This is a genomic window from Brevundimonas sp. (assembly GCF_041688735.1).
GTDB lineage: Bacteria > Pseudomonadota > Alphaproteobacteria > Caulobacterales > Caulobacteraceae > Brevundimonas.
Genome location: NZ_JBDNHO010000022.1, coordinates 21,062 through 36,126, shown reverse-complemented (window position 1 = coordinate 36,126; position 15,065 = coordinate 21,062). Strand labels below are relative to the sequence as shown.

At 65.9% G+C, this 15,065-nt stretch carries 17 protein-coding genes and 1 tRNA gene; 15 read left to right on the top strand and 3 right to left on the bottom strand.

Annotated features, from left to right (window positions below; genetic code table 11):
• The 8 genes from ACESMO_RS02975 to ACESMO_RS02940 all read left to right on the top strand — a co-directional run.
• Positions 1 to 1,006: S1 RNA-binding domain-containing protein (locus ACESMO_RS02975; protein WP_372706693.1), on the top strand; the 1,006-nt coding region annotated here is incomplete at its 5' end.
• A gap of 221 nt (positions 1,007 to 1,227) precedes the next feature.
• On the top strand, positions 1,228 to 1,512 hold the full coding sequence (locus ACESMO_RS02970; protein WP_372706692.1) for an integration host factor subunit beta: 285 nt from the start codon (positions 1,228 to 1,230) through the stop codon (positions 1,510 to 1,512).
• A 2-nt stretch (positions 1,513 to 1,514) separates the two neighbouring features.
• Entirely contained in the window at positions 1,515 to 1,937 is a 423-nt protein-coding gene (mscL, locus tag ACESMO_RS02965) for a large-conductance mechanosensitive channel protein MscL (RefSeq protein ID WP_372706691.1), read from the top strand.
• A 106-nt stretch (positions 1,938 to 2,043) separates the two neighbouring features.
• Complete coding sequence (locus ACESMO_RS02960; RefSeq protein WP_372706690.1) at positions 2,044 to 2,493, top strand: hypothetical protein; 450 nt, start codon at positions 2,044 to 2,046, stop codon at positions 2,491 to 2,493.
• Between the two features lie 8 nt (positions 2,494 to 2,501).
• Positions 2,502 to 2,693: a helix-turn-helix transcriptional regulator gene (locus ACESMO_RS02955; RefSeq protein ID WP_372706689.1), complete on the top strand. Its 192-nt coding sequence runs from the start codon at positions 2,502 to 2,504 to the stop codon at positions 2,691 to 2,693.
• Between the two features lie 3 nt (positions 2,694 to 2,696).
• The gene (locus ACESMO_RS02950; RefSeq protein ID WP_372706688.1) at positions 2,697 to 3,287 is read left to right on the top strand and encodes a hypothetical protein; all 591 of its coding nucleotides are present in this window, start codon (positions 2,697 to 2,699) and stop codon (positions 3,285 to 3,287) included.
• A gap of 33 nt (positions 3,288 to 3,320) precedes the next feature.
• A complete protein-coding gene (locus ACESMO_RS02945; RefSeq protein WP_372706687.1) occupies positions 3,321 to 4,289 on the top strand; it encodes a TraB/GumN family protein in 969 nt (322 codons plus the stop codon).
• Between the two features lie 67 nt (positions 4,290 to 4,356).
• Positions 4,357 to 4,431, top strand: a tRNA-Gly gene (locus tag ACESMO_RS02940).
• Positions 4,432 to 4,533: 102 nt separating this feature from the next.
• On the opposite strand, the gene ACESMO_RS02935 is transcribed toward ACESMO_RS02940, so the two are convergent.
• Positions 4,534 to 7,323: a TonB-dependent receptor domain-containing protein gene (locus ACESMO_RS02935; RefSeq protein WP_372706686.1), complete on the bottom strand. Its 2,790-nt coding sequence runs from the start codon at positions 7,321 to 7,323 to the stop codon at positions 4,534 to 4,536.
• Positions 7,278 to 8,801: a hypothetical protein gene (locus tag ACESMO_RS02930; RefSeq protein ID WP_372706685.1), complete on the bottom strand. Its 1,524-nt coding sequence runs from the start codon at positions 8,799 to 8,801 to the stop codon at positions 7,278 to 7,280. Before ACESMO_RS02930 ends, ACESMO_RS02935 begins: the two co-directional genes overlap by 46 nt.
• A gap of 295 nt (positions 8,802 to 9,096) precedes the next feature.
• Here ACESMO_RS02930 and ACESMO_RS02925 point away from each other — a divergent pair, with 295 nt between their 5' ends.
• Positions 9,097 to 9,855, top strand: a complete 759-nt coding sequence (locus ACESMO_RS02925; RefSeq protein WP_372706684.1) for an A24 family peptidase — start codon at positions 9,097 to 9,099, stop codon at positions 9,853 to 9,855.
• Positions 9,856 to 10,028: 173 nt separating this feature from the next.
• On the opposite strand, the gene ACESMO_RS02920 is transcribed toward ACESMO_RS02925, so the two are convergent.
• On the bottom strand, positions 10,029 to 11,828 hold the full coding sequence (locus tag ACESMO_RS02920) for a peptide MFS transporter (RefSeq protein ID WP_372706683.1): 1,800 nt from the start codon (positions 11,826 to 11,828) through the stop codon (positions 10,029 to 10,031).
• Between the two features lie 434 nt (positions 11,829 to 12,262).
• On the opposite strand from ACESMO_RS02920, the gene ACESMO_RS02915 reads away from it, so the two are divergent.
• From ACESMO_RS02915 to ACESMO_RS02890, 6 genes are all read left to right on the top strand, one after another.
• Positions 12,263 to 13,324: an isoaspartyl peptidase/L-asparaginase family protein gene (locus tag ACESMO_RS02915; protein WP_372706694.1), complete on the top strand. Its 1,062-nt coding sequence runs from the start codon at positions 12,263 to 12,265 to the stop codon at positions 13,322 to 13,324.
• Positions 13,321 to 13,692 (top strand): cupin domain-containing protein, encoded by a 372-nt coding sequence (locus ACESMO_RS02910; RefSeq protein ID WP_372706682.1) that lies wholly within the window; start codon positions 13,321 to 13,323, stop codon positions 13,690 to 13,692. The genes ACESMO_RS02915 and ACESMO_RS02910 overlap by 4 nt, the downstream gene beginning before the upstream one ends.
• Entirely contained in the window at positions 13,692 to 14,198 is a 507-nt protein-coding gene (locus ACESMO_RS02905; protein WP_372706681.1) for an isoprenylcysteine carboxylmethyltransferase family protein, read from the top strand. The genes ACESMO_RS02910 and ACESMO_RS02905 overlap by 1 nt, the downstream gene beginning before the upstream one ends.
• Positions 14,189 to 14,455: a hypothetical protein gene (locus ACESMO_RS02900; protein WP_372706680.1), complete on the top strand. Its 267-nt coding sequence runs from the start codon at positions 14,189 to 14,191 to the stop codon at positions 14,453 to 14,455. Before ACESMO_RS02905 ends, ACESMO_RS02900 begins: the two co-directional genes overlap by 10 nt.
• Before the next feature lie 119 nt (positions 14,456 to 14,574).
• Positions 14,575 to 14,790, top strand: a complete 216-nt coding sequence (locus ACESMO_RS02895; RefSeq protein WP_372706679.1) for a hypothetical protein — start codon at positions 14,575 to 14,577, stop codon at positions 14,788 to 14,790.
• Positions 14,787 to 15,038, top strand: coding sequence for a hypothetical protein (locus ACESMO_RS02890; protein WP_372706678.1), 252 nt, complete (start codon positions 14,787 to 14,789; stop codon positions 15,036 to 15,038). The genes ACESMO_RS02895 and ACESMO_RS02890 overlap by 4 nt, the downstream gene beginning before the upstream one ends.
• Positions 15,039 to 15,065 lie beyond the last annotated feature (27 nt).

Below are 15,065 nucleotides of genomic sequence, written 5' to 3'. Positions count from 1 at the left end.
GCGCGTCTCGCACCCCTCGCAGGTCCTGGCCGTCGGCGACACCGTCAAGGTCCAGATCGTCAAGATCAACCCGGACACCCAGCGCATCTCGCTGGGCATGAAGCAACTGCAGGCCGACCCGTGGGACGGCGTTGAAGCCAAATATCCGGTCGGCGCCAAGATGTCGGGCCGCATCACCAACATCACCGACTACGGCGCCTTCGTGGAGCTGGAGGCCGGCGTCGAGGGCCTGGTGCACGTCTCGGAAATGTCCTGGACCAAGAAGAACGTCCACCCCGGCAAGATCGTCTCGACCTCTCAGGAAGTCGACGTGGTCGTGCTGGACGTCGACGCCTCCAAGCGCCGCATCTCGCTGGGCCTCAAACAGGCCCAGGACAACCCCTGGGATGCCTTCGTGGCCGCCAACCCGATCGGCGCGACGGTCGAGGGCGAGGTCAAGAACGCCACCGAGTTCGGCCTGTTCATCGGTCTGGACAACGACATCGACGGCATGGTGCACCTGTCCGATCTGGACTGGAACGTCTCGGGCGAAGAGGCCATCCAGCGCTACCGAAAGGGCGAGACCGTCAAGGCCAAGGTTCTCGACGTCGACGTCGAGAAGGAACGCGTCTCGCTGGGCATCAAACAGCTGGGCGGCGATCCGATGGAAGGCGACACCTTCAAGAAGGGCCAGCAGATCACCGTCACCGTGACGTCGATCGAAACCGGCGGCATCGAAGTCAAGTTCGGCGAGGATGATGCACCGGCCACAGCCTTCGTGCGCAAGTCGGACCTTTCGCGCGACCGCGCCGAGCAGCGGACCGAGCGCTATTCGGTCGGCGACCGCGTCGACGCCATGGTCACCGGCATCGACAAGGCCACGCGCCGCGTCTCGGTGTCGATCAAGGCGCTGGAAATGAAGGACGAGGCCTCGGCCATCGAACAGTTCGGGTCTTCGGACTCGGGCGCTTCGCTGGGCGACATCCTGGGCGCGGCCATGCGCGAGAAGGCCGCCTCCAAGGATTAGGTCTTTCGCCACGCCGAAAACGGATCAGGCGGTCGGAGCGATCCGGCCGCCTTATTCGCGTCCGCGACCATCCGGGTTAAGGCCGGCTAACCAAGATTTCGCTACCATTTTGACGACAAGGGCTTTTTCCTCCGGCGAGCCGAGTCTAGGGTAGGGGCTGCATCCGGGTCCCGGATGCACCCGTATGGCTCCGGGACGGGCTGAAGAGGGCGGGGGCCTGTATGATAAAATCCGAGTTGATCGAGAAACTCGCGGCCGAGAACACCCATTTGACCCACGCCGAGGTCGAGCGGGTGGTCAATATCGTGCTGGGGCGCATGGTCGAGTCTCTGGGCGATGGCGGTCGCGTCGAACTGCGCGGCTTCGGTGCGTTTTCGGTGCGCAGTCGACCCGCGCGCGCCGGTCGAAACCCGCGCACGGGCCAGACCGTGGACGTGCCGGCCAAGGCCGTGCCCTTCTTCAAGAGCGGCAAGGAGTTGCGCGAGCGCCTCAACGCGGACGGTTGAGCATGGGCCTGCTGACCGAGTTCAAGGAATTCGCCGCTCGCGGCAGCGTCGTGGACCTGGCGGTCGGCGTGATCATCGGCGCCGCCTTCGGCAAGATCGTCGCCAGCCTGGTCGAGCAGGTCATCATGCCGCCCATCGGCCTGGCGCTGGGTCGCGTGGATTTCGCCAGGTTGAAATGGGTGTTGAAGCCTGAGGACCTCTCGACCCCGGCGGTTGAGGAGGTGGCGATCCAGTACGGCGCCTTCCTCAACACCGTGATCCAGTTCCTGATCGTGGCCTTCTCGGTCTTCCTGCTGGTCAAATTCATCAATCGCCTGCGCCGCGAACAGGCCACTGAGCCGGAAGCCGCGCCACAGGCCCCCACGGCGACGGAAGCCCTGCTCGCCGAGATCCGCGACGAACTCAAGGTTCGCCCCCGCCCGTAAGGCACAATTGGCCGAGGACAAGCCTTGCGGACCTTTTGACAAGGTCGCTTGACAAGCGAATTTGCTGATGTCAAACAGACTTGTCAAATCGACAGGGAGCCTTGTCATGGATGAGCTAGCCAAGCCGAAGCGCCCGCACGGACCCGGTGCCTACGTTCTGACTTTTGGCGCGTCCGTCATTCTGGGTGGCCTGGCCGGTATCGGCAGCGCTTTTCTTGGCGACCAGCCGGGGCCAGTCGGCCTCGCTCTTACGGCAGCCATGATCTCCGCGGCCATGGCAGGCGGCTTCGCGGCCTGTGTCTGGTGGTGGCGCGGCATCGACGAAGCCGCCCGCGAGGCTCACAAATGGGCCTGGTGGTGGGGCGGCATGGGCGGGATCGCCATCGGCGGCGTGCTGCTTCTGACCTTGATGACCCAGCCGGACCAATACCCTCTGGGCGTTGGCCTGGGCTCGACCCCCTCTGATGCCTTTTTTGCCGGCATGATGGCGATCGTCCTGTTCCAACTCGCCGGCTACACCCTCGCCTGGGCTGGCTGGTGGCTGAAGCATAGGTAGGAGGTCACATGAACAACCGCCTCAAAGTGCTGCGCGCCGAGCGCGACTGGAGCCAGGCCGACCTGGCCGACCGCCTCGGCGTATCGCGACAGACCGTCAACGCCCTCGAGACCGGTCGCTACGACCCATCCCTGCCGCTGGCCTTCAAGATCGCCAAGGTCTTCGGCCATCCCATCGAAGCCATCTTCACGGAGGACTGAACCATGACCGCCAGTCTCGCCAACCCCCGCGCACCCCTTGCCCGCAAGGCTGTCTTTTTCGTCATCCTGGCCGGCCTCGGCGGGGCGTTCGGCTACGGCGTCTCGACCCTCGTCGATGGCTACGTCATCGCCTGGGAAGACGAACTGGCCGTTCTGATGGCCACCATCCTGATGGCCACGGGCGTCATCAGCGCCTTTATCGTGGCGACCCGGCCGACCACCGTGCCGCGCGGGTGCGGCGTGCTCCAGGCGGTGGTCATGACGCTCGCCGGACTCCTGTTCCTTCTGCCCGTATTCGGCCCTGAGTGGGTGTCGGCGACCGTGGTGTTCGGCATCGTCCTGGTCCTGCTGGCCGTCCAGACCGTCGCCAATCTCATGTTGTGGCGCGCCGCCGACGAAATGCTGCGCCGGATCATGGCCGAGACCAGCGCCATCGCCTTCTGGGCCCTCCAGATGGCCCTCTTCGTCTATGCCGCCGCCGAACGGCTGGGTCTCGTCGAGACCATCACCGGATGGGGCCTGATGGGCATACTGATGGGGGTCTATTTCATCTCGTCCATCGTCGCCTCCGCCCGTCGCGGCATCATCGCCTGAACCCTGTCCGACTCCTCTTCAAGGATTGAAACCATGACCTTCACCCAACGCCTGAAATCCTCAGCCGCCGGCTTCGTAAGAAGCGCTCTCGGCATCGGCTTCGCCGTGGCGTTGGTGGCCCAACCGTCGGGCACCTTTGCCCAGACCGCGCCTGCCGTTTCGCCCGCCATCGCCCTGAAGGCCACGCCCCAAGCCCAGGGGTCGGGCCCCGCCCTCTGGGTCATCCGCGATGCGGACTCGACCCTCTATCTGTTCGGTACAGTCCATGTTCTGCGCCCGACCACGGCCTGGGGCTCGGCCCGTGTCGACGCCGCCTTCGACAGCGCTGACGAAATCTGGTTCGAAATCTCCAACCCCGACGACCAGGCCGCCGTCATGCCTCTGGTCCAGCGCTATGGCCTTTCGCCGGACCGCCCCCTGTCCTTCCTGCTTACGCCGGCGGAGCTGGTCGCGCTGAACGCCGCCGCTTCCGCTGCGGGCCTGACCGCCGCGCAGTTGGATCCCTTCCGCCCGTGGCTGGCCAGCCTGACCCTGGCGGTCGCACCGCTGACCAAGGCTGGATACGATCCCGCGTCGGGGGTGGAACTGGTCCTGAAGCCGCGCGCCGAAGCGGCGGGAAAGCCGATCAAGGCCTTTGAGACGATCGACCTGCAGATCGGCTTCCTCGCCGGCCTGAACGAGGCTGATCAGCTGGCCTTTCTGCGCTTGACCCTCGAAGCCTATGAGGACGCCGCCACCGAACTGGATCAGCTGGTCGAGGCCTGGGCAACCGGCGACGTGGCCGGCATCGAGCGCGTCGTCACCGAGATGCGCGAGGAAAGCCCGGCCATGTACGATATCCTGCTGGTCCGCAGGAACACCGATTGGGCCAACCAGATCCAGTCCCTGCTCGCGGGCTCGGGCACGGCTTTCATCGCCGTGGGCGCCGCGCACCTGGCGGGCGAAGACAGTGTTCAGGCGCTGTTGGAGGACCGCGGCGTCGTGGTCGCTGCGGTGCAATAGGCCACTTCCGAAGCTTCCCTTTTCCCCCGCCCCGGCTATGGTCCGCGTCCTGTCGCCTGACACGGGCGCGGCCGTAGTTCAGAGGTAGAACGTCAGCTTCCCAAGCTGAATGTCGTGGGTTCGATTCCCACCGGCCGCTCCAGGAGCCTTCGGCTCTGGACAGACGACAATCCTGATTGGGGAGAAAGACGAAACGGGGAGGGCAGATGGCCCTCCCCGTCGTCTCATGGCCGGAACCGGCCGGTCAGAACCGGGCGGTCAGGCTGACCGAGGCGCTTGAGCCCAGGTCATAGGTGTTGATGCGGATCTTGTTGCCAAGCTCCTGGAACTCGTCGAAATCGGTATTCAGCAGGTTGCGGAGCTCAAACGCGAAGCCCAGGTCGCGACCGCCGTACTCGAAGTCCTTGCGATAGACGAAGTCGAGGAAGACGCCGGGGTCCTGAATGTAATCGGGCTCGCGGCTTCCGGCGGCGCCGGCACCGCGGGCCGTGATCCGCTCGCTGACGTAATTGACGATGATGGTCGCCTGTGAGCGCGCCGTGTCGTCTTCCCAACCCAGTTGCAGGTTGGCGACATTCTCGGACTGACCCTGAAGCCGGGCACCGTCCTGGATGAAGAACGCCGCCGTTTCGGGCGCACCGCCGCCACCGAGGGTGCGGACCGTGTCGCCAGCCTCAACCGTCACCTCGGACTTCGAATAGGTGTAGTTGGCCTGAACTAGCCAGCGTTTGTTGGCGATGAACGAAGCGCCGTTGTCCGGGAACTCGAAGTATTTCTTCACTTCGACTTCAGCACCGTAAACCGTCGCGTTCGGGGCGTTCAGGAACGACTGCTGACGCTGGTCGCCGGTCAGCACCACCACCGACTCCACCGGCTTGTCCAGGTCCTTGTAGAAGACGCCGGCCGTCAGATACTGCTGACGGGCGAAATACCATTCATAGCGCGCGTCAAGGTTCAGGATTTCGGTGTCGACGAGGAACGGGTTGCCGGTGAACTCGCGGTCCGACTCCGGGTCGATGTAGGACTGGGGTGCGAGTTCGCGGAACTGCGGGCGGCCGATCGTCTGTGACGCGCCGAGGCGAAGCTGTTGATCTTCGGCAAAGTTCCAGGTCGCCGTGAACGAAGGCAGGTAATATTGCTCTTCGATCTCGGTGGGCACGAAGGGCGCGGCACCGCCGAACAGGTCACGGGTGGTGACCCGCTGCCGACCATCCTCGAACCGCACGCCGAACGTGGTGCGAACCAGAGGAATAATTTCCGCGTCGACCATGGCGTAAACTGCCGCGACGGTGAGGTCTGCGTCATAAGCACCGGCACCGTTCGTGCCGGCAATTTGACGCAACTCGATCGTCGTTGGATTGATGTTGAAGTCGGAATAGAGGAAGTCGACGCGGGACTCGCGCTGTTCGGGGGTCAAGGCGCTGACTGGGGCAAACTGCAGGTCTTGGCGAACGGCGTCCCGGTTGCTGTCGGAATAGGCGACGCCGAGGCTGAAAACGACCTCCCGGAAATCGGACAGCGGCAGGGTGTAGCTGACGTCGGCCCCGCCGGAGACCACGTCCTCGTCGAGTTCGCTGAAGGAGATCAGATTGTTCGGGTTATGAATGAAATCCCCACCAAGCACGCCGTACTGGAACCGCGTTTCGTAGGGCGCATCACGCGACGTCTTGGCATAGCTCGCCCGCCAATCGAAACCGAGCGCGCCGTCCATGAAGTCATGCTCGCCGGCCAGCTGGGTGGAGAACAGCTGGCGCACGAAGAATTCCGTGAAGTCATCGCGAATGATATTACCGCCGGCACCGAAATCAGGCCCGGCGCTGGTCCGGGCTTCCTTGGTCGTGCTGCGGACGTAGAAATTGGTCCACTTCAGCTCGTGATTGTCTCCGGTCAGCGACAACCCCGTGAGGAGGTTGAGCTGGACGTCGTTCTGGTTCGATTCAAAGGCCTTGCTGGTCGAAGGGACAAGCACCGCGCCCGAGAACTGGGCTTCTTCCTGGAAGCCCCGACGCGTGGTCCAGCTGTTGCCGTAGCCGCCCACCGCGATCACGCCCAAGGTGCCGAGGCTGCTGTCGCTGGAGAACCCGCCGGCGAGATCAAACCCGAAATTCACCGGTGTGGTTCCGCGCTGCAACAGACGAAGCGGCGCATTCACCAGGCTCTGGCCCATGGCCTGAAGTTGGGCGGTGGTGAAATTCGCCCGGTTGATTTGACGACCGGTTCCAAAAGCCAGAGCGATCGGACCGGGAACGTCCCGGGTGCCGTCGTCAAAACCGGTGAAGTCGGTGCGCGATCCGAAATACACCAGGCTTTCGTCGTTGGTCGTCTCGGTGTTGGCCCCGATCGAGGATGAGAAGGTGAAGAACGGTTCGCGCGGGGCGTCCACGGTCCGCAGGTCGATCACGCCGCCGCCGAACTCGCCCGGGAAATTGGCCGAATAGGTCTTTTGAACGGTCACGCTTTCGAGGATGTTGGCCGGGAACAGGTCCAGCGGAACCACCCGCTGGAGCGGCTCCGGGCTGGGCAGGGGCGAACCGTTCAGCAACGCCGAGGAATAGCGCTCACCGAGGCCGCGCACATAGATGAAGCGTCCCTCGACGATCGTCAGGCCCGTCACGCGGGTCAGAGCCTGGGCGGCGTCGGAATCGCCGGTCCGTTGCAGGTCTTCGGCGGTGAGGAAGGCCGCGACCTCCGCGCTCTCGCGGTTGGGTTCCGGGATGAAGCGGCCCAGAACGATGATCTCTTCCACCTCGGTGGTTTCGACGGACTGCGGATCGGCCTGGACGGCGGGCACCTGGACGGCCGGCGTCTGGGCGGTCGGAGCCGGCGGCGTTTGAGCGAAGGCCAGCCCCGGCGCGATCAACGCGCTGGTGGCCAGAAGTACCCCGGTAAGGGTCAGGGAAATCGTCTTCATGATCTGCGCCTTGAAGGGTTCAACGGAATACCGAAAGCCGGTGGCGACCCGGTTGGGTCGCCACCACGCATCCGTCGTCAGCAGGTCGAGCCGGACGTCAGGCCGCAGGTCCAGCCCTGCCACCAGGTGTCGGCGGCGTTCTGGACGGCGCCGATGTAGGTCACCGCCGTGAAGAACGGGAAGACCGCCGGGGCGTTGGCCGGCACCACGGCCGTCTCGTTCGCGCCGTTGATGAAGTTCAGCGCCTGGTTGGTGATGGTGACGCCTGCGGTCGGCGCGGTCGTCGTCGAGGTTCCGGCCGCCGTGTTGTTCGTCCCCGCTGTGAAGGCAGCGGTCGAAAGGGCCATGTTGGCCGGACGGTAGGACAGCGGGCAGGACATGAAGACCGAGTTGAAAATCACGCCGCTGGTGGCGGTGTCGGTATCGTTGATGGCCATACAGCCCGCCAGCGAACCGGCCTGCCCCGTGAACACCGAGTTGATGATCGTCGCGTCGGTGCCCGTGTCGAAGTGAGCGACCGTGTGGGCGTCCGTCGGCGAGTTGCGGCCGACCAGCGTCCAGTTCGAAATCCTCGGTTGCGAGACGTAGCGCGTGGCCAGCGGCGTGGCGGTCGGGGCCGAAGAGAACTCGAAACCGGCCGAGCGGCTGGTCGAGCCCGGCGCGCGCTGGGTGACGATGCCGAACTGGGCACCCCCGCGCCAGCCGGTATCGGTGTCCAGGCCATCGTCGTCAGCGCCGTTGATGACGATGTGGCGCAGGTTGACGTTGCCACCGAAGATTTCGATGCCGTCGTCGGAGCTGTTGTAAACCTGGATGAACTCAACGGTGGTGCCCGAGCCGACGCCGCCCATGGTCAGGCCCTGCAGCTCATTGCCCGGCGAGATTTCGAAGCCCGAGAACTTGATCTGGATGTAGCGCAGGCGGCCCGAGTTGTCGGTTGGCGTATTGCCGCCGAAGGCGGCGCTGGTGCCCTCGACCGTACCCGTGCAGGTCACCGGCAAGACCAGCGGAATCAGCGAACAGTTCGCCTGCGGCGCGCGGCCGGCCAGGACGATACCGCCCCATTGCCCCTGCGAGTTGGCGGTGGTGGTGCCTTCGACGTTCTGGCGGCTGGTGAAGATGATCGGATTGGTCGCGGTGCCCTCGGCGAAAATTTGCGAGCCGCGGTTGACGACCAGATAGTCCGAGCCGCTCGAGGCGAAGACGCGGACACCCGGCTCGATGGTCAGAATGCCCTGGACGCTGCCGGGGATCGGCGCGCCGGCATCCACACCGCGGTCAGTACCCACTTCGGTGCGGCCGCTGATCGAATAGATGGTGCCGGCGCGAACCGACAGGGTCAGGGCGCCCGAAATGGTGGACGGCAGCTGGCAGACGCGCAGTGTGCTGGCGGCGACGGTGCCGACATTGGCCAGACCCGCCGGGCAATCAGCAGCCGGGGTGCCGGGGGGGGGCGGGATCGTACCGCCGCCGCCGCCGCCGGTGCCGCCGCCGAAATCACCTTCGCCGGGCGAGGCGACCTCGGCCGAACTGCAAGCGGCGAGAGCCAGGGCGCTGGCGCCGAGCGCGAGCAGGGTGGTCAATTTAAAGCGGTTCATCATTCTCACCGTGTCTGATCCAAAGGATTTCACGGCAGGTTCTTCGGGTGCCCATGCCCCCAACCGCGACAAAATCGCCCCCGCCTGCCCGGGCCGTTCGTAAAAGGTGGATATGACAAGGGGGCCGCCGAACCGTGACGTTTAGCGGCCAGTTCCATGAAGTTGTTTTCGCTGATCCATGACATACCGTCCGGATACGGCGGACCTGTCATGAAGCCGAAACAGTGACTTCGAGCCTTGGCCTTGCGACGCACCGACCGGGCGCATATCGGCAGTGGCGTGGCTTTTGGGAGTGCGCGTGGACGTCGACATCGCCTTGACCACCGCAGCTCTCGCCGGAGCGGGCCTGCTGGTCGGCAGCTTTCTGGGACTGGTCAGTCTGCGGCTTCCCGCCGGCGGCGGCGTGGTGACCGGCCGCTCGCGCTGCGGCGGATGCCGACGGGACCTGGCGCCGTGGCGCATGATCCCGGTGCTCAGCTGGGCTATCGCGCGCGGCCGGTGTGGTGACTGTGGCGCCCCCATACCCGTCCGCTACCCGGTGATAGAAAGCGTGGCCGGGCTGATCGGTGTCTGGGCGGCGCTGACCCAGGCCGATCCCGTCGGCGCGGTCCTGACCGCGCTGCTGGGATGGCAGCTCCTCTTGCTCGCCGTCGTGGACGCGGAACATTTCTGGCTGCCCGACGCGCTGACCTTCCCACTGGCGGCGAGCGGCCTGGCGGCGGCGCTCTCGCTGCCGGGCGTGACGGCGATCGACAGCCTGATCGGGGCGGCGGCCGGTTTCGGCGGGCTGTGGGCGATCGCGTGGCTCTACCGGCGCCTGCGCGGCAGGGACGGACTGGGCGGCGGCGACCCCTTCATGCTCGGCGCCGGCGGCGCGTGGGTCGGATGGATCGGCCTGCCGTCGGTTCTGCTCTGGGCCTCGGCGGCGGCGTTCAGCCTCGTCGCGGCCCGCCTGCTGCTTCGCCGCCAGGTTTCGGGCCAGGATCGCTTGCCGTTCGGCGTCTTTCTGGCCATCGGGATCTGGTGCGTCTGGCTATGGGGGCCGCTGGGCCTGTAGCGGCCGAACACTGAGTGGCCGCAAGCCTGTCGGCGGATCAATCCACCCGTCACCGTGGCTGTGACATCGACCTCAGCAAGGCCTTCCGGGTCTAAAGCTTGCCTCCCCAAGCCCCGAAGACTGAAAAGGGCGGAGCCTCGCGGCTCCGCCCTTCCTGTCTTCAGCCTTGGCGATCAGCGGACGCCGGCCATGCCCTTCTTGAGAATGGGCGAGATCAGCAGCAGTAATACCCCGACCCCGACCCCGACCCATCCGATGGTACCGAAGATGGAGCCATAGGTTGCCAGAGCCAATTCCGGACTGGTCACCACGCCCGCGACCGTATCGGTCGCGGTCGCCTGGGCGATGACGCCGGCGGCGATATGGGCGACCGAGCTGGACAGGAACCAGACCCCCATCATCATGCCCACCACGCGGTCCACCGACAGTTTGGTGATCATCGACAGGCCCACGGGCGACAGACAAAGCTCGCCCATGGTGTGCAGGAAGTAGGTCAGGAACAGGAACAGCAGCGGAACGCGGAAGTCCACATTGGCCGCATTCGCCGCCGCCCAGGTCAGCACCAGGAAGCCGGCACCCACGAACATCAGGCCCATCGAGAATTTGACCGGTGTGGATGGCTCCAGATTGCGCCGGGCCAGCCAGACCCACAGGGCCGCGAGAAGCGGGCCGAAGATCACGATGATGCCGGGGTTGAAGGTCTGGGTCTGGGCAGCGTTGAACCAGCTGGGCATCTCCGTCGACTGATCGGCGAACAGGGTCAGGGATGAGCCCGCCTGTTCGAACAGGGCCCAGAACAGGACCGAGAAGAAGATCAGCACCTGGGCCACCAGCATACGGCTTCGCTCGGCCCCTTTCAGCTTGATTACCGTGTAACCGACCACCACGGCGAAGATGATGCCTGCAAGCCAGGGCAAGATGCTGGCGATCAGCTCATGCCGTTGCATCAGCAGCCAGGTCGGGAACACCGCGATCAGGCCGCCGATCCAGAAGATGGCCTCGAACGGCAGGCCGAGGAAGGACCTGCGGCTGAGGCGCTCAGGCTCACGCGGCTCGCCCCGGCCCTCGAGCCAGCTCTGGCCGAAGATGAAGGTCGCAAGGCCAAACAGCATACCAATACCGGCCAAGCCGAAACCATAGGCCCAGCCATACTCGATCCCAAGCCATGCGCACAGGCTGGTGGCCAGCACGGCGCCCAGGTTGATGCCGACGTAGAACAGGGTGAAGCCCGCGTCGCGCCGAGGGTCATTCGCGTCGTAGAGAGAGCCGACCACGGTCGAGATGTTGGCCTTGAGAAAGCCCACGCCCACGATAATGAGCGATAGCGCCAGGAACAACGTCGGTTCGGCGTCGAGATCGCGTTCCGTTCTGAGTGTATAGCCGCCTGCCGGGATGGTGGCCGGGAAGCCCGAGGCCTGGGCCACCACTATATTAGCCGCCGGGTCAGCCGCCCCGACCGGGGTCTGGCCAGTCATCGCCTCCGCCACGCCCACCGCCGCGCTATCGGCCGAAAGGGCTGCCGAGGGCTCGGTGCCCAAGGTCGCAGCTTTCGTACCGACCGTTTCCAGCTGGACGGTGCTGATGCCCTCGGGCGTGACGCGAATGGGCACCCGCTCGTCACCATTGACGGCGAATATCTGGCGATCAGTGTCGCGGCCTTCGACTTCCAGCCGGTATTCCGTGCCGCCCACGGTCAGGAACTCGCGCGCCCCCGTGCCCTCGAACGCCATGGTGAAGTGTCCCGCCACCAGCAGTACTGCACCGATGATCACCGCCTTGCGCGATCCAAGATATTTGTCGGCCAGCATGCCGCCGACGACCGGCATCAGATAGACCAGCGCGCCATAGGCGGCGTAGATCCCCTGCGCCTCGGCCGGACCGAAAAGGAAATGCTGCGTCAGATACAGCACGAGCAGCGCCCGCATGCCGTAGAAGGAGAATCGCTCCCACATCTCGGTCAGGAACAGGATCACCAGCCCCCGCGGGTGTCCCAGAAACGTCTTGCGAGGACTGGCTGAAACAGCGCCCCCATTGTCCGTCGTACTCAACGGCTCACTCCCATAATGCTGCGCCCCACCTGACGCGCCAAGGGCGCATAAGCAGCACGCGGACGAAGACCCGACAAGGGTTAAGGCTAATTTGTCGTCAACCGAGCCCGTCTGGATAGGGCGAGACCGGCCGGGATTGCAGGATGAAACACCTTAAAGAGAGCGCCGATTCGATGACGACGCGACGCCAGCTGTCGATCGGTTCCGGTGCGGCACTGGCCCTGGGTGCCTGCCAGGGCTCCAAGCCTGGCGGGCTGGTCCGACGTTGCCCTGTTCGGCGTCGAGACCTCGACCGGCCCCGGCTGCGTTCAGGCCTTGAGTTAGGGTCGGACTTCATCGAGGTTGGCGAGATGACAAACATGCACCTGATCTCCCTCGCCTCCGCCCTCATCCTCGGACTGGCGACGGGTCCGGCCGCCGCCCAAGACGCGCCGCGCTGGTCCTTCGCCATCCATGGCGGCGCGGGCGTCATCGAGCGGGCCAATCTGTCGCCCGAGCAGGACACCGCCTATCGGGCCAGTTTGACTCGCGCGCTCGAGGCCGGATCGGCCGTGTTGGCGGGCGGGGGCTCGGCCCTCGACGCCGTCCAGGCCGCGATCGAGATCATGGAGGACGATCCGCTGTTCAACGCCGGACGCGGGGCCGTCTTCACCGCAGCGGGTCGCAACGAACTGGACGCCGCCGTCATGAATGGCAGCGATTTGACCGCCGGATCGGTCGCGGGCCTGACCACCACCCGCCACCCTATCGCCGCCGCGCGGGCAGTGATGGAGCGGTCGCCGCACGTGATGCTGATTGGCGAGGGGGCCGACACCTTTGCCGCCTCGGTCGGGCTGGAGCAGGTCGACCCGGCCTTCTTCTTCACCGAGCGCCGCTGGCGGGGGCTGGAGACGGCGCTGCGGGCGCAGAACCTCCCGATCCCGGCCCGGCCCGCAGGTGCACCGGGCCCGCAGGCCGAGACTCGCCTGTCCACGCCGCCGCTGAACGAGCGCAAATTCGGCACCGTGGGCGCGGTCGCCCTCGACAGCCAGGGACGCCTCGCCGCGGGCACCTCGACCGGCGGCATGACGGCCAAACGCTGGGGTCGCGTCGGCGACGTGCCGGTGATCGGTGCGGGGACCTATGCCTCCAACAGGGACGGTTGCGCGGTATCGGCGACGGGCGACGGTGAATTCTACATCCGGGCCAGCGTCGCGCGCGATATCTGCGCCCGCATCGCCTTGGGGGCCACCACCCAGGCCGCCGCCCAGGCCGAGGTGGACGACGCCCTGTCGCTGGGCGGGACCGGGGGCGTGATCGTCATGGACCTGGCGGGGCGTCCCAGCTTCGCCATAACCACGTCCGGTATGTATCGGGGCGCGGTGTCGTCAAGTGAGCCCGCAAGGGTCGCCATCTACGGGGACGAGGTCCTGCGGCCATGAACGAGGGCTCCGCCATCGATCTGGCCTGGAAATTCGCCGGCTTCTCCGATCACTGGCGCCCGCGCGTCGCAGCCCGGCTGAACGGTCAGGACGTTCGGCTGGTCAAGGTGAAGGGCGTCTTTCCCTGGCACAGCCATGCCGAGGCCGATGAGATGTTCCTGGTCTGGAAAGGCCGCTTCCGGGTCGAGTTTCGCGACCGCATCGAGACGCTGGAGCCCGGCCAGTTCATCGTCGTGCCGCGCGGGGTCGAGCATCGCACGGGCGCCGACGAGGAGGCCGAGGTGCTGATCTTCGAGCCGTCGGATGTCATCAACACCGGCGACGCGCCCGCTTCGGCCTTCACCGCCCCTCAAGGCCAGATGATCTGATGGCGACCACCGACCACCCCGGCGTCATCGCGCCGCCGCCGCTGATCTATCTCGGCTTCCTGCTGGCCGGCTGGGGGCTGGCCGAGCTCGGCGCACGGCCGGAAGCCCTCGAGGCGGGCTTCGGCTGGCTCGCTGCGGACTTCGGACTCGAAATGCCCATCCGGCGCGGCGCGGCCTTGACCCTGATCGTCGGCGGCCTGGTGCTGGACGGGATGGCGGCGGGCCTGTTCCGGCGCCGCGGCACGGCGGTCGAACCGTGGAAGCCGTCGACCGTCCTGATCATCGAGGGCCCCTATCGCTTCAGCCGCAATCCGATCTACCTCGGCTTCGCCGTCACCTACGCCGGCCTGGGCATCGCCATGGACAGCTGGGTCGCGCTCATCCTTCTGGCCCCCTGCCTGCTGGTGGTTGACCGATTCGTCATCCAGCGCGAGGAACGCTATCTCGCCGCCAAATTCGGGGGCGCCTATGACGCCTATCGCCAAGCGGTCCGCCGATGGCTGTGAGCGACGACGAGCTTTCGGCCATGGCCATCGAGGAACTTGATCAGGCCTGCGGCCTGATCTGGCCCGAGCTGGTGAAGATTACGCCGTGGGGCGACAGTTTCGTCGGCACCGCCCCCTCCGGCCGCGAGGTCGAGATCGAGCGCCGCTACCTGTGGGCCCTCTCTCCCGAAGGCGCGATCGCCGTCGAGGTCGAGGTCCGTGACCCGGGGGCCCGCACCGGCGCCGAAGCCAGGGCGCTGATCACCCCGCCGCGCTGATCGCTCGCTTCAGGCGCGAGACCGTCGCGCCGTTAATATTTGTCGTTACCAAGCCAAACCTTCAGGGCAAGATGCGCGCGGTGCCGGCGGTGGGATGTTGGGCCATCAGGGGAACGGCGATGAGATACGAGACCGGTTTCGCCGCCGTATCGGCCATGACGCCGCTGGACCCACCGGTGTACGTCGGCGCCGAGCCGTTCGTTCTGGGCGCGATCCTGCTGGGGCTGATCTTGGCCTGCGTGTTCGGCTGGCTGGTCGGGGGCTGTATGGCGAAGTCCGGAGGCCAGCGGCAAAAGCGATCTGGACCGCCGTGGACGTCGCGGCCGCCAGCGTGACCATAGCCTCCGTCCACCCCCAGACCACAGCGGCGCTTCACGCGCCCGACGCCGCTGCGGACAAGCCCGTGAAGCGCAAGACGGACACAGACGAGCGCAACAACGCCCTTCGCCTGGCCGTCGTCGGCTTCAACGATCACTGGCGCCACCAAAAACACCGCGAGGACGAGATGAGCGCCGTGGTCAATGAACTTTGTGATCCCGGCCCAAAGCCCAAGACCACGCCCAGCTCTGGCGCACATCACTGACGGGCGACGGTTTCCCCGCTGAATAAA